The organism is Lysinibacillus sp. FSL M8-0355 (genome assembly GCF_038008985.1).
GTDB classification, from domain to species: Bacteria; Bacillota; Bacilli; order Bacillales_A; family Planococcaceae; genus Lysinibacillus; species Lysinibacillus fusiformis_D.
The window spans coordinates 583,071-597,652 of the sequence record NZ_JBBPAI010000001.1 but is presented as its reverse complement, the minus strand read 5'-3'; the positions used below and the strand labels follow the sequence as shown (position 1 = coordinate 597,652).

15 protein-coding genes are annotated in these 14,582 nt (G+C 38.1%); all 15 read right to left on the bottom strand.

The annotated features are described in order from the left end of the window. Positions 1 to 405 precede the first annotated feature (405 nt). The 15 genes from MKY46_RS02850 to MKY46_RS02780 all read right to left on the bottom strand — a co-directional run bounded on the left by MKY46_RS02850 (position 406) and on the right by MKY46_RS02780 (position 14,559). A complete protein-coding gene (locus MKY46_RS02850; RefSeq protein WP_036123606.1) occupies positions 406 to 645 on the bottom strand; it encodes a DUF1146 family protein in 240 nt (79 codons plus the stop codon). A 69-nt stretch (positions 646 to 714) separates the two neighbouring features. Continuing rightward, positions 715 to 1,122: a F0F1 ATP synthase subunit epsilon gene (locus MKY46_RS02845; protein ID WP_036123609.1), complete on the bottom strand. Its 408-nt coding sequence runs from the start codon at positions 1,120 to 1,122 to the stop codon at positions 715 to 717. 24 nt (positions 1,123 to 1,146) lie between these two features. Next, entirely contained in the window at positions 1,147 to 2,562 is a 1,416-nt protein-coding gene (gene atpD, locus MKY46_RS02840) for a F0F1 ATP synthase subunit beta (protein ID WP_089932989.1), read from the bottom strand. Between the two features lie 49 nt (positions 2,563 to 2,611). Then, positions 2,612 to 3,469, bottom strand: a complete 858-nt coding sequence (gene atpG, locus MKY46_RS02835) for an ATP synthase F1 subunit gamma (protein ID WP_036123615.1) — start codon at positions 3,467 to 3,469, stop codon at positions 2,612 to 2,614. 47 nt (positions 3,470 to 3,516) lie between these two features. Then, the gene (atpA, locus tag MKY46_RS02830; protein ID WP_036123620.1) at positions 3,517 to 5,025 is read right to left on the bottom strand and encodes a F0F1 ATP synthase subunit alpha; all 1,509 of its coding nucleotides are present in this window, start codon (positions 5,023 to 5,025) and stop codon (positions 3,517 to 3,519) included. Between the two features lie 28 nt (positions 5,026 to 5,053). Then, positions 5,054 to 5,590, bottom strand: a complete 537-nt coding sequence (locus tag MKY46_RS02825) for a F0F1 ATP synthase subunit delta (RefSeq protein ID WP_036123623.1) — start codon at positions 5,588 to 5,590, stop codon at positions 5,054 to 5,056. Beyond that, entirely contained in the window at positions 5,587 to 6,111 is a 525-nt protein-coding gene (gene atpF, locus MKY46_RS02820; RefSeq protein WP_089932992.1) for a F0F1 ATP synthase subunit B, read from the bottom strand. The genes MKY46_RS02825 and atpF overlap by 4 nt, the downstream gene beginning before the upstream one ends. 173 nt (positions 6,112 to 6,284) lie before the next feature. After that, positions 6,285 to 6,509, bottom strand: coding sequence for a F0F1 ATP synthase subunit C (gene atpE, locus MKY46_RS02815; RefSeq protein WP_004269474.1), 225 nt, complete (start codon positions 6,507 to 6,509; stop codon positions 6,285 to 6,287). A 65-nt stretch (positions 6,510 to 6,574) separates the two neighbouring features. Next, the gene (gene atpB, locus MKY46_RS02810; protein WP_036123628.1) at positions 6,575 to 7,285 is read right to left on the bottom strand and encodes a F0F1 ATP synthase subunit A; all 711 of its coding nucleotides are present in this window, start codon (positions 7,283 to 7,285) and stop codon (positions 6,575 to 6,577) included. 36 nt (positions 7,286 to 7,321) lie between these two features. Further along, positions 7,322 to 7,693, bottom strand: a complete 372-nt coding sequence (locus tag MKY46_RS02805) for an ATP synthase subunit I (RefSeq protein ID WP_036123631.1) — start codon at positions 7,691 to 7,693, stop codon at positions 7,322 to 7,324. Positions 7,694 to 8,229: 536 nt separating this feature from the next. Next, positions 8,230 to 9,351: a non-hydrolyzing UDP-N-acetylglucosamine 2-epimerase gene (gene wecB / locus MKY46_RS02800; protein ID WP_036123633.1), complete on the bottom strand. Its 1,122-nt coding sequence runs from the start codon at positions 9,349 to 9,351 to the stop codon at positions 8,230 to 8,232. Between the two features lie 167 nt (positions 9,352 to 9,518). Next, positions 9,519 to 10,148, bottom strand: coding sequence for a uracil phosphoribosyltransferase (gene upp, locus MKY46_RS02795; RefSeq protein ID WP_004269470.1), 630 nt, complete (start codon positions 10,146 to 10,148; stop codon positions 9,519 to 9,521). 124 nt (positions 10,149 to 10,272) lie between these two features. Beyond that, on the bottom strand, positions 10,273 to 12,432 hold the full coding sequence (locus MKY46_RS02790; protein WP_340833715.1) for an EAL domain-containing protein: 2,160 nt from the start codon (positions 12,430 to 12,432) through the stop codon (positions 10,273 to 10,275). A 284-nt stretch (positions 12,433 to 12,716) separates the two neighbouring features. Next, entirely contained in the window at positions 12,717 to 13,958 is a 1,242-nt protein-coding gene (gene glyA / locus MKY46_RS02785; protein ID WP_036123640.1) for a serine hydroxymethyltransferase, read from the bottom strand. Between the two features lie 58 nt (positions 13,959 to 14,016). Beyond that, positions 14,017 to 14,559 (bottom strand): TIGR01440 family protein, encoded by a 543-nt coding sequence (locus tag MKY46_RS02780; protein ID WP_101966466.1) that lies wholly within the window; start codon positions 14,557 to 14,559, stop codon positions 14,017 to 14,019. Positions 14,560 to 14,582: the final 23 nt, after the last annotated feature.

Here is a 14,582-nt window from a genome sequence, read left to right as displayed (position 1 = left end):
AAACAACTCTATAGTACAACTTTTCTAACGCTCGTTCAAGCGTCCAAATCACTATTTTAAGGCATTATTAGATATTTTGCTATTTATTTATTGTACGCTGTCATTTTTTTTTTGTGAATGACCAATAACCCGTTCACTTTCAATACATACCCAAAGATATATGCACAAAAAACCTATTTTATCTTCATTCAGTAAAATATTCCCTTTACTATATGAATGCATCATGTACATATTTTGTTAGCGTGCGTCTTACCAATAACAGACGCATCGTAAGCTGTAATGATGCCAAGGCAAAACTGGTACGGAAGATTTTTATACATAGTTCAAAGGGCCACACAAATGGTATTATAAAGTCCTTTGAAGCATGTAGGTGCATAAATCTTATAGTATTTAACAACGAGTGCTTTAAAATAAATAGGGAAGTTTGCCTGACCAGCTAGATATTTGGAGAAAGAAATTAGATACTGCTGAGCCTATCGTAATACTGAGTAAAATATAAATAAGTTGAATTTGAAATACTCGATTCTTCTTAAATAGTTTCTCCACCATAAAAGCTTGTAATGCGTAAAAAGTAATAGCAATAAAAAACAGATGAGATAAAATGCCCAGTAATGCTTCTTGTCCTATCGCTTCATACAGTTCCATGCTACCCCTCCTTCAATTTACTTCACCTTAAAAAACGGGCAGATACTATATCTGCCCGTTAAAAATGAATTAGATATTACCCTCATGAACGTTGATACGATTCAACGCACGTTTTAATGCTAGGTCAGCACGTTTGAAATCAATGTCGTCTTGTTTACTTTGAAGACGTCCTTCAGCGCGTTTAACGGCTTCTTTAGCACGTTGAACATCGATGTTTTCAGCAATTTCAGCAGAAGGCGCTAAAATTGAGATCTTTTCTGGACGAACTTCAATGAAACCACCGCTTACAGCAACTATATCAGTCGAACCGTTTTCTTTTTTCAGCTTCACTGCACCAATTGCAAGTGGAGCAACCATTGGAATATGGCCTGCAAGAACACCGATTTCTCCTGAAGTTGTTTTAGCGATTACCATTGATACTTCAGAATCGTATACTGGGCCGTCGGGAGTGACAATATTGACTTGAACTGTCTTCATATTTTTTCCTCCTCGTCCCTAGTATTAAACCTCTACGCCCATGCTTTTCGCTTTTTCAACTACTTCATCAATAGAACCAACTAGACGGAAAGCATCTTCTGGAAGGTGATCCCATTTGCCATCAAGGATTTCCTTGAATGAACGAACAGTTTCTTTTACAGGTACATAAGAACCTTTTTGACCAGTGAATTGTTCCGCTACGTGGAAGTTTTGTGATAAGAAGAATTGAATACGACGAGCACGTTCTACTGTTTGTTTGTCTTCATCAGATAACTCATCCATACCTAAGATTGCAATGATATCTTGTAATTCACGGTAACGTTGGATTGTACGTTGTACACCAGTAGCAATTGCGTAGTGCTCAGCGCCTACGATTTCAGGTGATAATGCACGAGAAGTCGAAGCTAATGGGTCAACCGCAGGGTAGATACCCATTTCTGATAATTTACGCTCAAGGTTAGTAGTTGCATCTAAGTGGGCGAAAGTTGTAGCTGGAGCCGGGTCAGTATAGTCATCGGCTGGTACATAAATCGCTTGGATAGAAGTTACAGATCCTTTGTTCGTAGATGTGATACGTTCTTGTAGTTTACCCATTTCAGTTGCAAGTGTTGGTTGGTAACCTACCGCAGAAGGCATACGACCTAATAGGGCAGAAACCTCTGAACCTGCTTGTGTGAAACGGAAGATATTGTCGATGAATAAAAGTACGTCAGCGCCTTGCTCATCACGGAAGTATTCCGCCATTGTAAGACCAGTTAAAGCTACACGCATACGTGCACCAGGAGGCTCGTTCATTTGACCGAATACCATCGCTGTTTGCTTGATAACGCCTGAATCGCTCATCTCGAAGAATAAGTCGTTCCCTTCACGAGTACGCTCACCTACACCAGCAAATACAGAGATACCTGAGTGCTCTTGTGCGATGTTATTAATTAATTCTTGGATTAATACTGTTTTACCTACACCAGCACCACCGAATAGACCGATCTTACCACCTTTAATATAAGGTGCTAATAAGTCTACTACTTTGATACCTGTTTCAAGAATTTCAACTGTAGTTGAAAGTTCATCGAAAGATGGAGCTTCGCGGTGAATTGAATCACGACGAGCATCTGCTGGAATCTCTTCACCTAAGTCAATTACTTCTCCAAGTACGTTGAATACACGACCTAGTGTCACTTCACCAACTGGTACTGAGATAGCTTTTCCTAAGTCTGTTACTTCTGCTCCACGTTGTAAGCCATCAGTAGATGACATTGCAATTGTACGAACAGAATCATCGCCTAAATGAAGTGCAACTTCTAATGCAAGAGTTGTTGGTTCTTCATTAGGACGTTCAATCTTAACTGTTAATGAGTTATAGATTGCTGGTAATTGGCCGTTTTCGAATTTTACGTCGACAACTGGACCCATTACTTGAATAACATGTCCTTTATTCATTACTGTGTACCCTCCTATCGTATTCTTATACGACATTGGTGAGCTGAGCCTATTCTAAGGCTGCAGCTCCACCAACGATTTCTGTAATTTCTTGTGTAATCGCTGCTTGACGTGCACGGTTATATTGCAATGAAAGATCTGCAATAAGATCAGATGCATTATCAGTTGCATTTTTCATAGCAGTCATACGAGAAGCATGTTCACTTGCTTTTCCATCCAATAATGCGCCATAAACTAAGCTTTCCGCGTATTGTGGAAGTAATACTTCAAGAATTGCTTCGCCAGATGGTTCGAATTCATAAGAAGCTTTACTGTTTACAGGTGCGATATCTGTTAATGGAAGAAGTTTTTTCTCTGTCACTTCGTTAGCAATTGCGCTGACAAAGTGATTATAGTACATATAAAGCTCATCATACGTACCGTCAATGAACATACCAACAGCATTACGAGCGATTTCTTTAATATCAGCGAATGTTGGTTGGTCAGGAAGAGCAACAACACTGCTGATGACATTATGATCACGTTTCACAAAGTAATCACGAACAACACGACCTACTGCTAAAATAACGTATTCGTCTTTTGATTTATGACGCTCGTTAATTGTACGTTGTACTTGACGTAGGATACTTGAGTTGTAAGCACCTGCTAGACCACGGTCAGAACCAATGACTAAGTAAGCTGTTTTCTTTACAGGACGAGCAGTTAACATTGGGTGTCCACTGTCTTTTGTACCTGCTGCAATCGCGCCTACTACGTCTTGGATTTTTTCCATATAAGGAACGTAAGCTTTAGCATTTTGCTCTGCACGACGTAACTTTGAAGAAGAAACCATCTGCATCGCTTTCGTAATTTGTTTCGTACTCTTTGTTGAATTAATACGACCTTTTATTTCGCGTAAGTTTACCACTGGTATTTCACCACCTTTTGTTTTTTAATCAAGTGACTAGCTAGAACTTATTCTGATTTAGCGAATGTTTTCTTGAATGCATTGATTGCTGCTTCATAATCCGCATCCGGAGCAAGCTCTTTTGTAGTACGAACATGATCTAGAACGTTAGTGTGGTTTGAATCTAACCAGCTTAAGAATTCGTTTTCGAAACGAACGATATCTTGTACTGGGATATCATCTAAATGACCTTTAGTTAATGCATATAGGATAGCAACTTGTTTTTCAACTTTAAGTGGTTTGTTTAGGTCTTGTTTAAGCACTTCAACCGTACGTTTACCACGTTCAAGTTTAGCAAGTGTAATTTTATCTAAATCTGAACCGAATTGAGCAAATGATTCAAGCTCACGGAATGCAGCTAAGTCAAGACGTAGTGTACCCGCAACTTTTTTCATTGCTTTAATTTGAGCTGATCCACCTACACGTGATACTGAAAGACCTGCGTTGATCGCTGGACGTACACCTGAGTTGAATAAGTCAGATTGTAAGAAGATTTGACCATCAGTAATTGAGATTACGTTAGTTGGGATGTATGCAGAGATATCCCCAGCTTGTGTCTCTACGAATGGAAGAGCTGTGATAGAACCACAGTTGTAAGTTTCATTTAACTTCGCAGCACGTTCAAGTAAGCGGCTGTGTAAGTAGAATACATCACCAGGGTATGCTTCACGACCTGGAGGACGGCGTAGAAGAAGTGAAAGTTCACGGTAAGCTGATGCTTGTTTAGAAAGATCATCATACACGATTAAAACGTGTTTACCTTGTAACATGAATTCTTCTGCCATAGAAACACCAGCAAATGGTGCTAAGTATAATAATGGAGCAGGTTGAGATGCTGCTGCAGTTACAACGATTGTATAATCTAAAGCACCATGTTTACGTAAAGTCTCAACAACACCACGTACAGTAGATTCTTTTTGACCGATTGCAACATAGATACAAATCATGTTTTCACCGTTTTGGTTTAAGATTGTATCGATTGCTACAGATGTTTTACCTACTTGACGGTCACCGATGATTAACTCACGTTGACCACGACCGATTGGCACTAATGCGTCAATCGCTTTAATACCCGTTTGTAGTGGTTCGTGTACTGATTTACGAGCCATTACACCGAAAGCTGGGCTTTCGATTGGACGAGATTTTGTAGCGTTGATAGGACCTTGTCCATCCACTGGTTGACCAAGTGGGTTTACAACACGACCAATCAGTTCTTCACCAACTGGTACTTCCATGATACGACCTGTACGACGAACTTCATCGCCTTCTTTGATGTCAGTGTATGGACCTAAGATTACGATACCAACGTTACCTTCTTCTAGGTTTTGAGCCATACCCATAACACCGTTAGAGAACTCTAAAAGCTCTCCAGCCATGGCGTTGTCGAGGCCATGAGCAAGAGCGATACCGTCACCAATACGGATAACTGTACCAACTTCGCTTACTTTAAGTTCAGATTCATAATTCTCAATCTGTTGTTTAATCAGACTGCTGATTTCTTCAGCCTTGATGCCCATGTATGTCACCTCTCACATTTCTAAATTATTAACCGATTAATTCACGTTTTAGACGCTCTAGTTTGTTAACTACTGAGCTGTCATAAATATGGTTACCGATTTGAACACGAATACCACCAAGTAAAGTTGGATCGATTTCGTTTGTAATGTTTAATGATTGTTTTCCAACAAGTTTCGCAAATGCTGTCGAAATATTAGCGCTTTCTTCTGCAGAAAGTGCACGTGTTGAAAATACTGTTGCATCTGCCATACCTTGTGCTTGTGCAGCAAGCTCAGCATATGCATTGGCAATTAGCTTAATCTCGTTTACACGTTTTTTCTCAACTAGAAGTTGAACCGTGTGTAAAACTTCTGGTGTTGCACCAGTGAAGATTTCAGCTACCATTTGTTTTTTACGTTCGATGGAGAACTTAGGCGCACTTAAAAGCGTTAAAAAATCAGGAGATTCTTTCATTACTTTTGTTAGTTCGTTTAAGTCTGCTCCAACTTCAGTAAGATTGTTTTTTTGTTGCGCTAATTCAAAAAGCGCTTGAGCGTAACGTTTTGCTACAGTTGAATTACTCATCGAGCTTCGCCTGCCTTCGCAATCGTCTCTTCAATTAGAGCACGGTTGTCTGCCTCAGAAATCTCTTTGCTAAGGACTTTAGATGCTGCAAGTACAGATAATGAAACGACTTCATCACGTACTGCTGCAATAGCTTTTTCTTTTTCAGACTCAATTTCACGTAAAGCCGATTCTTTTAAGCGGTTTGCTTCATTGCGCGCTACAGTAAGAATTTCTTCTTTTTGTAGTTCGCCTTGTTTCTTAGCGCCTTCAACAATCGATTGTGCTTCCGTACGAGCTTCTTTAAGAAGGCTCTTTTGTTCTTCTAAAAATTGGTGCGATTCTTTGCGCGCTTTTTCAGCTGCTTCGATTTCACTCGCTACTAATTCTTCACGTTGCTGCATGATGCCCATAAGTGGACCCCAAGCGAATTTCTTAAGTAATAACATTAACACTATGAAGATAACCAATGTTGAGATGATGTCACCATTGTTAAAACCTCCACCAGTGCCAGCACCTAGTACAAGATAATCTAAAAACACGATTGTTTCACTCCCTTCAAGAGCTTTAACTTCAACATAATTTAATGATTAAAAAAACTACCTATTTTAAAAAGCTATATCTACACATAGCTTTTATCCGTTCCAAAATGAAGGGCGAAGTTTCATCTGGTGAATCCTGCTTCGCCACTAGTAAAATTCAGTGTTCAACTGAATTATTTGTTCATTACGATGAATGCTACTACTACTGCGATGATCGGTAGGGCTTCAACTAATGCAACCCCGATGAACATTGTAGTTTGAAGAACGCCACGAGCTTCTGGTTGACGAGCGATACCTTCTACTGTTTTTGATACGATAAGACCGTTACCAATACCTGCACCAAGTGCACCTAAACCGATTGCGATTGCTGCTGCTAATAAACCTAATGAACCTGTCATTTGAAAATTTCCTCCTTGGAATTGTTTGTTTTTTTGTGATTCAAGCATAGGATATATGCTTTATATTAATGGTCATCGCTCACTTTATGAGCCATGTAAACCATTGTTAACATTGTGAAGATAAAGGCTTGGATAAAGCCGATGAAAATTGAGAAACCTTGCCATGCCATCATAGGAACGATTGCCCCGATGAATCCCACAGCACCTGATGATGCTAAACCTGCAAGTAAGCCAAGTAAAATCTCACCCGCGTAAATGTTACCGTAAAGACGTAAACCTAATGTTAATGTGTTTGCAAATTCTTCTACTATTTTCAGCGGGAACATGAATGACATTGGTTTGAAGAATGTACCAACATAATGACCTGTACCCTTCATTTTAACACCATAGTATTGCGTTAAGACTAAAATCATTGCTGCCAATGTCATCGTAACTGTAGGGTCAGCTGTTGGTGATTTCCACCATAGCTGATGATCATAGACGATAGAGAATGGAAGACCTAGTAAGTTAGATACTGCGATAAACATAATTAGCGTAATGGCTAGAACGTGGAATCGACCACCAGTTTTCCAGTCCATGTTGCTTTTAATAATATTCTTAACGAAATCCATAATCCATTCCATAAAGTTTTGCATACCAGTAGGTTTTAACTTTAGGCTTCTAGTTGAAATAAAGGCAATTAAAAATACGATAATTGCTGCAACTAGTAACATCATAACTGTTGATAAGTTAAATGTTAAAAAACCGACTTCTAGTAACGGAGCTTCATGATTCATTGTTATTTTTCACCTCTCTTTCTAATTTAAAGCACATTAGCGGTTCCTTACATGTGACACAATTCTCTCGACAAAGAGAAAAACGTACGGAATCATTAGCCCTATAACCGTGCTAATTAAGTGAAAATAGTTTGGCAACGAAATGGCTATTGCGACTGCCGCAACACCTGATCCAAAGCGAAGTGCTGTACCAAGTGAGCCTATTTTCTTCCCTTCACTAATGGATCTGTCAAACTTCTCCATACGTCGAACTAGAATCCAAAAATTATACGTACCAAAAAATGCACCTATTGCGATGCCCGCAAAAACAGTTTGATAGGGAGTAAATCCCCAGCCTAATGCGCAGAGTGCAAGCAAAAAAAATAACGCCCTCTTCTGCACAGCAAAAATGTGATGCAAATCTAGCATTGGTTATAATCTCCTGAATCATTTTTTCGAGTAATGAAAACGTTTGCTGACCACTATGTGAAATCAGAAAAGAGCAGTGAAAGACACTACTCACAGCGGAATAGTAATGGGAGAGTCATTTCAATTACAGGTGTAAATGCCCAAAAATAACTTACACCCCTTACCGACTCGGTAAAAACCGAAACGCACAAAACGTTGCAAATCGACAGTTTTATTTTGAACTGTCAATTTAGTAGAAAGTTGATATAACAAGTGTTTCAACGTCCTATTTATGAACTGAAACCCTTATCATTCTTACCCTTTGTAAGCATACAATAGGTGATATTTGAAGTCAATTGGTAAAGGAGAAAAACTTCACAGCCTATATACTCTTGTCAAATTGTTGACAAATTTGTGTATGAAATTTCATAGTTTCAAAAGTTCCCAACCTTCTCACACGAAAAAAAAGCTAATTTACGACATGATTATGCTCGTAAATTAGCTTACCCATTTCAATAGGTACATTAGACTTATTTTTCCGAATTAAATATAGTACATTAATTAGTTCTTTGTAAAAATTCTAGCAGTGCCTCAACAATACGCTTCGATGCATGCCCATCTCCATATGGATTCGATGCTTTCGCCATTACTTCGTAGGCATTTTTATCTGTTAGTAATTCCTTTGCTAAGGCATAAATTGTTTCTTCTTCCGTTCCCGCTAGCTTTAATGTGCCAGCTTCAATGCCTTCTGGACGTTCTGTCGTATCTCTTAGAACAAGCACTGGTTTCCCTAATGAAGGTGCTTCTTCTTGTACGCCACCTGAGTCCGTTAAAATCATATATGAATTTGCCGCAAAATTATGGAAATCAAACACTTCAAGAGGCTCTATTAAATGTACACGTTCATTGTCTCCTAAGATTTCATTCGCAATTTCTCTAACAGCTGGATTCATATGCACTGGATATACAACTTGAACATCCTCATGCTCTGTTAATATTCTCGTAATCGCTTTGAACATATGGCGCATTGGTTCACCCAGATTTTCACGACGATGTGCCGTTAATAAAATCATGCGATCTTCGCCAATCTTATCTAATACAGGGTGTGTGTAGTGCTCACTGACCGTTGTTGCTAATGCGTCAATGGCTGTATTTCCTGTCACAAAAATCGTGTCTGGATTTTTATTTTCATCTAGCAGGTTCTTTTTAGATACTTCCGTTGGAGCAAAATGTAAATCTGCCATCACACCTGTTAGCTGACGATTCATTTCCTCTGGATATGGTGAATACTTGTTCCATGTACGTAAGCCTGCTTCCACATGCCCTATAGCAATTTGGTTATAGAATGCCGCCAAGCTCGCAATGAAGGTTGTTGCTGTATCACCATGTACCAAAACGATATCTGGTTGTGCTTCTTTCATTACTTTATCTAAGCCTTGTAATGCGTTTGTCGTTACATCAATTAATGTTTGACGATCCTTCATTATATTTAAATCATAGTTTGGTGTTATGTTAAATGTCTCTAATACTTGGTCGAGCATTTGGCGATGCTGTGCTGTTACGGTTACAATAGATTCTATTTGCTCAGGATACTTTTGTAACTCCAAAACGAGAGGAGCCATTTTAATTGCTTCTGGTCTTGTACCAAAAATCGTCATTACTTTCCATTTTTTTATCAAAACGATCTGCACCGTCCTTTTTGTTATTGTATGAAATGGTCAACTACATCTATTAATGGTCATCAATAGACGTACTTGCCTACACATACTAGGAAACGCCCTTCAATTTGAAGGACGCTTTCACAAGTTATTAGTTTCCTAAATGAGGAAATTACATGTATTGATTTTTATTTTGTACCGAATAGACGGTCTCCGGCATCACCTAAACCAGGTACAATATAGCCATGATCGTTTAATTTTTCATCGAGTGCAGCAATATAAATATCTACATCAGAATGTTCTTCTTGAATAGCTTTTACACCCTCTGGTGCAGCGATTAAGCACATGAATTTAATGTTTTTAGCTCCACGTTTTTTCAGTGAGTGGATGGCTTCCACTGCTGAACCACCAGTTGCAAGCATTGGATCTACAATGATGAAATCACGCTCTTCCACATCTGCTGGAAGTTTTGCATAATATTCAACTGGTTTTAACGTTTCAGGATCACGATAAAGACCAATATGACCAACTTTAGCTGCTGGGATAAGCTTTAATACGCCATCTACCATACCGATACCTGCACGTAGAATTGGTACAATCGCAAGCTTTTTACCAGAAAGTACTTTTGTTTTGGCAATTGTTACAGGTGTTTCAATTTCAATTTCTTCTACTGGCATATCACGTGTGATTTCAAACGCCATAAGTGTTGCTACTTCGTCTACTAGCTCACGAAATTCTTTTGTTCCTGTGTTCTTGTCGCGAATATAAGTTAATTTGTGTTGGATTAGTGGATGATCAAATACATAGACTTTGCTCAAAGGGATTCTCTCCTCACCGTTCGGATTTCATTTTTATCTCAACTAGTATAACAGAAAAAAGGAGTCGCCTCAAAAATTAATTTAGGACAACTCCTTTTGTTATTTTATATTTGTCAAAAATAAGCTATTGATCAAGAATTTTATCTACTTGTTCAATGGGCATTGGCTTATAATAAAAATAGCCTTGTCCTACTGTACAGCCTAGTGCACGTAAAATTTCTACCTGCTCTTCCGTTTCAATGCCCTCTGCAACTGAAATCATCCCTAAGTTTAATGCCAACTGAATAATGGAGCGTACAATCGCAAGTGTTGCCGCATCTTCAATCGCATTAATAAAGCTACGATCAATCTTTAATTCAGTGAAGGGTAGCTGTTGTAGATAGCTTAATGATGAAAAACCTGTTCCAAAATCATCTACTGATGTTTTAAAACCATAGCTTTTTAATTCTTGAATAATTTTAAAGGCAGATTGAAAGTCTACTAAACCAATATTTTCAGTCACCTCTAAAATAATATAGCTAGGGTCAATATTATATTTTTGAACAAGTTTCAGTGTATCCTGAACGAAATGCGTATAGTAAAAATGATCAGGTGAGATATTAACTGCAATTTTCACTAATTTCTTTCCTAGCCGTTGACGTTCTGAAAGCCATGAAAGCACAGTCTCTAAAACAAGAACATCTATTTCCAGAACCTTCCCAGTACTCTCAGCTACTGGAATGAAGATGGCTGGTGACACAAAGCCTAGTTTTGGAGAAATCCACCGTGCCAGTGCCTCAATACTGTGTATTTCACCATCACGTAAGTCTACCTTAGGCTGTAAATGGACTGTAATTTCTTTATTTTTGATTGCTTGTGATAAATGATTTAAAACCGTCATTTTCTGTATAAGCACATCATTTTTTTCTGTTGTAAAAATTTCAGTATGTGTACCTGGTCTATCAATTGCAAAGGAAAGAGCATTATCAGCAAAGCGAATCGCATCAATGATTTTTGTGTCATTATTATAGGAAGCGATTCCTGTTTTTAGCGTGATATAGATTTGCTTTCCCCCTATAATAAAGGGCTGACGAATTGTTTCCTTTATCCGCTTATCATACTCCTGTAAATTTTCATTGTGTGCCAACGTAGACATAATGAGACTAGAGCTTGTAAATCTAGCAACATATTCATTATCTTCTGGCTTGTCTTGCTCCAACCTTTTAGCGAGTTGCCTTAAAAGCTCATCTCCAACCTCACGCCCGTAAAGTTCCACTACTTGATGAAATTCACTTGGTTTTAATATTTTGATAAAACCGCTTAAACCATGCTCCACTTCTTTTTCAATCGAATTAACAAAGCTATGACGATTAGGTAGACCCGTTGTAATATCCGTGTAGGCTAAATCCCAAATTTTTTTTTGAGTTCGAGCATAGGTAACAGCCAACGCAACAAGTGACCCCATTTTTTGAAGCATATTTTTAAAAGACATTTGGTCGCTTCGTGTTTTTTGAAAATAGATCGAAAATAACCCTATCACTTGCCGTTGTTGATTGCGTATAGGTACAAACCATCCATACGGCTTTTCAGATAATGTAGCATATTGTTTATGTTCCTCAGGGATATTTACTTCATCTAAATTTTCCACGAGCCTAGCATTTCCTGATTGCATTACTTCAATAAAAAATGCATTGTTTTCACAGCACCTTGGCACACTTTCCTCCGGATCATTACCTGTGAAAACTTGTAATTGATTGGACTCTGTTTTTACTAGAACCATACTTGCAATATTCGGCGTAAAAAAATCATCCAGTCCACGGCAAATAATTTTCATCTTTTGTTCAAGAGTGCTATCTCGCTCGATGGCCTTGTACATATCATTTTCTAATCTCATTAGGAAGTCTTCAGTACGGTAATACGTTACATCCTTCACAAGCACTAAAACATATTTCGTACGATTAGCCTCATTGCAAAATGGTAATGCTTGTATCTCTGCCCAAAAGGGCGATTTATTAATGCCATTATGATAGAGCTTTGCCTGGACCATTATGCCGTTATGTATTTTTTCTTTTATCATTTTTATGGTTGTCTTTTTTTCATCTATAGAGAGCCATGAAAAATAATCAGTATTTAGGATTTGTGAACGCGAAGCATTTGTAAGCATACAAAATGAATCATTACACGCTAGTATGCCATGATGATTTGTCGCATCAAAAATAACGTAGCTTTCTTTCGAATTATCCCCTAATTTACGAATGCTACTTAATAAAACATCATTTTCTATGTCTAATGATTTAGTGACCATCCAATCCCTCCATCTCTATCACTTCATCCCATTTCCATTGTACATAAAATTCAAATAAATTTTCACCTTTATGAAAAAAAACTTCTTTTCTAGGACATTATCTGTCCTTAAACTATTATAATAAAACCCTACTTATCTATTTTATGTAAATTTATTCAAAAACAAGATGATTATTCTATTTTTTCAGAAAAAATATGTTTTTTATAGTTTAGTCCTAAATTCACAAAATAAAAGGCTGTATTTAAAGTAACAAATGTACTTTAAACACAGCCCTCTCATTTCTATTATGCGTATAATGGGTGTCTATCTGTTAATGCTTTTACACGATCTTTTGCTTCTGCTTTAACTGCTTCATCTTCAGGATTTTTAAGAACCGCAGCAATAATTGCTCCAACTTCTTTCATATCCTCTTCTTTAAAGCCGCGAGAAGTAACAGCTGGCGTACCGATACGAATACCAGAAGTAACAAATGGCGATTCTGTATCGTAAGGAATTGTGTTTTTATTCGTTGTAATACCTACTTCATCTAGTGCATGCTCTGCTACTTTACCTGTTAAACCAAGTGATTTTACATTTAACAGTAATAAGTGGTTATCTGTACCACCAGAAACGATTTCAACACCTTCAGCAATTAGTACTTCTGCTAAAGCTTTGGCATTCGCTTTAATTTGCTTTGCATAGTCTTTAAATTCTGGTTGTAATACTTCGCCAAATGCTACAGCTTTTGCAGCAATGACATGCATTAATGGACCACCTTGAATTCCTGGAAATACAGATTTATTTAATTTTTGCTCCCATTCTTTTGAAGCAAGAATTAAACCACCACGTGGTCCACGTAATGTTTTATGCGTTGTTGATGTAACAAAATCAGCATACGGCACTGGTGATTGATGTTCACCAGCAGCTACAAGACCAGCAATGTGTGCCATATCCACCATGAAGTATGCACCCACTTCGTCTGCGATTTCACGGAATTTAGAGAAGTCAATTTCACGTGGGTAGGCAGAAGCACCAGCAACGATCAGTTTTGGTTTATGTTCTAATGCTTTTTGACGTACATCTTCATAATCGATTACTTGATTTTCTTTCGTTACACCATATTCCACAAAGTTATATAGGATACCAGAGAAGTTTACTGGAGATCCATGTGTTAAGTGACCACCATGAGAAAGGTTCATACCAAGAACTGTGTCACCTGGTTCTAAAATTGTATGGTAAACAGCCATGTTTGCTTGTGCACCAGAGTGTGGTTGTACATTAGCATATTCTGCTCCAAAAATTTCTTTCACGCGATCACGTGCAATATTTTCTACTACGTCTACATGTTCACAACCACCGTAGTAGCGTTTACCTGGATAGCCTTCAGCGTATTTATTTGTCAGTACTGATCCTTGTGCTTCCATAACCGCTTCGGAAACAAAGTTTTCAGATGCAATCAATTCAATATTTGCTTGTTGACGTTTTTTTTCTGCAAGAATTCCGTCTAATACTGCTTTGTCTTGTACTGCTAATTTTTCATATGCCATGTTTGAAAAAGCCTCCTAAAGTATCGTTAATTATCTATACCACTTATAATAAGGGTACTTATTTATATATTGCACGTTCTCCGCCAATTAGCTTTGGACGTGTTGTTGCAACCGTAACAATCGCTTCTCCCACCATTTTCACTGATGTTCGAACGGGAACAGCTACTGCTTTCAAATGCATACCAATTAATGTTTGTCCAATATCAATACCTGCATGTGCCTGTATTGTTTCAACAACCACTGGATTAGCAAATTGTGTATAGGCATAAGCAGACATCGATCCACCTGCTGTACGTACTGGAACTACTGCTACTTCATCATAGCCAAATCGTTCAGCCGTCGATGCCTCCATAGTAATAGCGCGGTTAATATGCTCACAGCCTTGGAATGCTAAATGTAATTGATGTTTCGATGCAAATTCTTGTAACGGCTCATAAATGGCTTCAGCTATTTCCAATGCCCCTGCTGTGCCAATTTTCTGACCAATCACTTCAGATGTAGAGCACCCTACAACAAAAATTGTATGAGGTCGTAACGTTACCTGCTCTTCAAACTCACTGAGTAACTGAGTCAAATGCGTTCGTATTTGTTTTACTACCATTAAGCTCAGCTCCTTCATCTATA

Bases quoted from the DNA above. Each gene is read 5' to 3' on its own strand.
- MKY46_RS02850 (WP_036123606.1), bottom strand. From the start codon at position 645: ATGGAACTGTATGAAGCGATAGGACAAGAAGCATTACTGGGCATTTTA.
- MKY46_RS02845 (WP_036123609.1), bottom strand. From the start codon at position 1,122: ATGAAGACAGTTCAAGTCAATATTGTCACTCCCGACGGCCCAGTATAC.
- atpD (WP_089932989.1), bottom strand. From the start codon at position 2,562: ATGAATAAAGGACATGTTATTCAAGTAATGGGTCCAGTTGTCGACGTA.
- atpA (WP_036123620.1), bottom strand. From the start codon at position 5,025: ATGGGCATCAAGGCTGAAGAAATCAGCAGTCTGATTAAACAACAGATT.
- MKY46_RS02825 (WP_036123623.1), bottom strand. From the start codon at position 5,590: ATGAGTAATTCAACTGTAGCAAAACGTTACGCTCAAGCGCTTTTTGAA.
- atpE (WP_004269474.1), bottom strand. From the start codon at position 6,509: ATGACAGGTTCATTAGGTTTATTAGCAGCAGCAATCGCAATCGGTTTA.
- atpB (WP_036123628.1), bottom strand. From the start codon at position 7,285: ATGAATCATGAAGCTCCGTTACTAGAAGTCGGTTTTTTAACATTTAAC.
- MKY46_RS02805 (WP_036123631.1), bottom strand. From the start codon at position 7,693: ATGCTAGATTTGCATCACATTTTTGCTGTGCAGAAGAGGGCGTTATTT.
- MKY46_RS02790 (WP_340833715.1), bottom strand. From the start codon at position 12,432: ATGGTCACTAAATCATTAGACATAGAAAATGATGTTTTATTAAGTAGC.
- glyA (WP_036123640.1), bottom strand. From the start codon at position 13,958: ATGGCATATGAAAAATTAGCAGTACAAGACAAAGCAGTATTAGACGGA.
- MKY46_RS02780 (WP_101966466.1), bottom strand. From the start codon at position 14,559: ATGGTAGTAAAACAAATACGAACGCATTTGACTCAGTTACTCAGTGAG.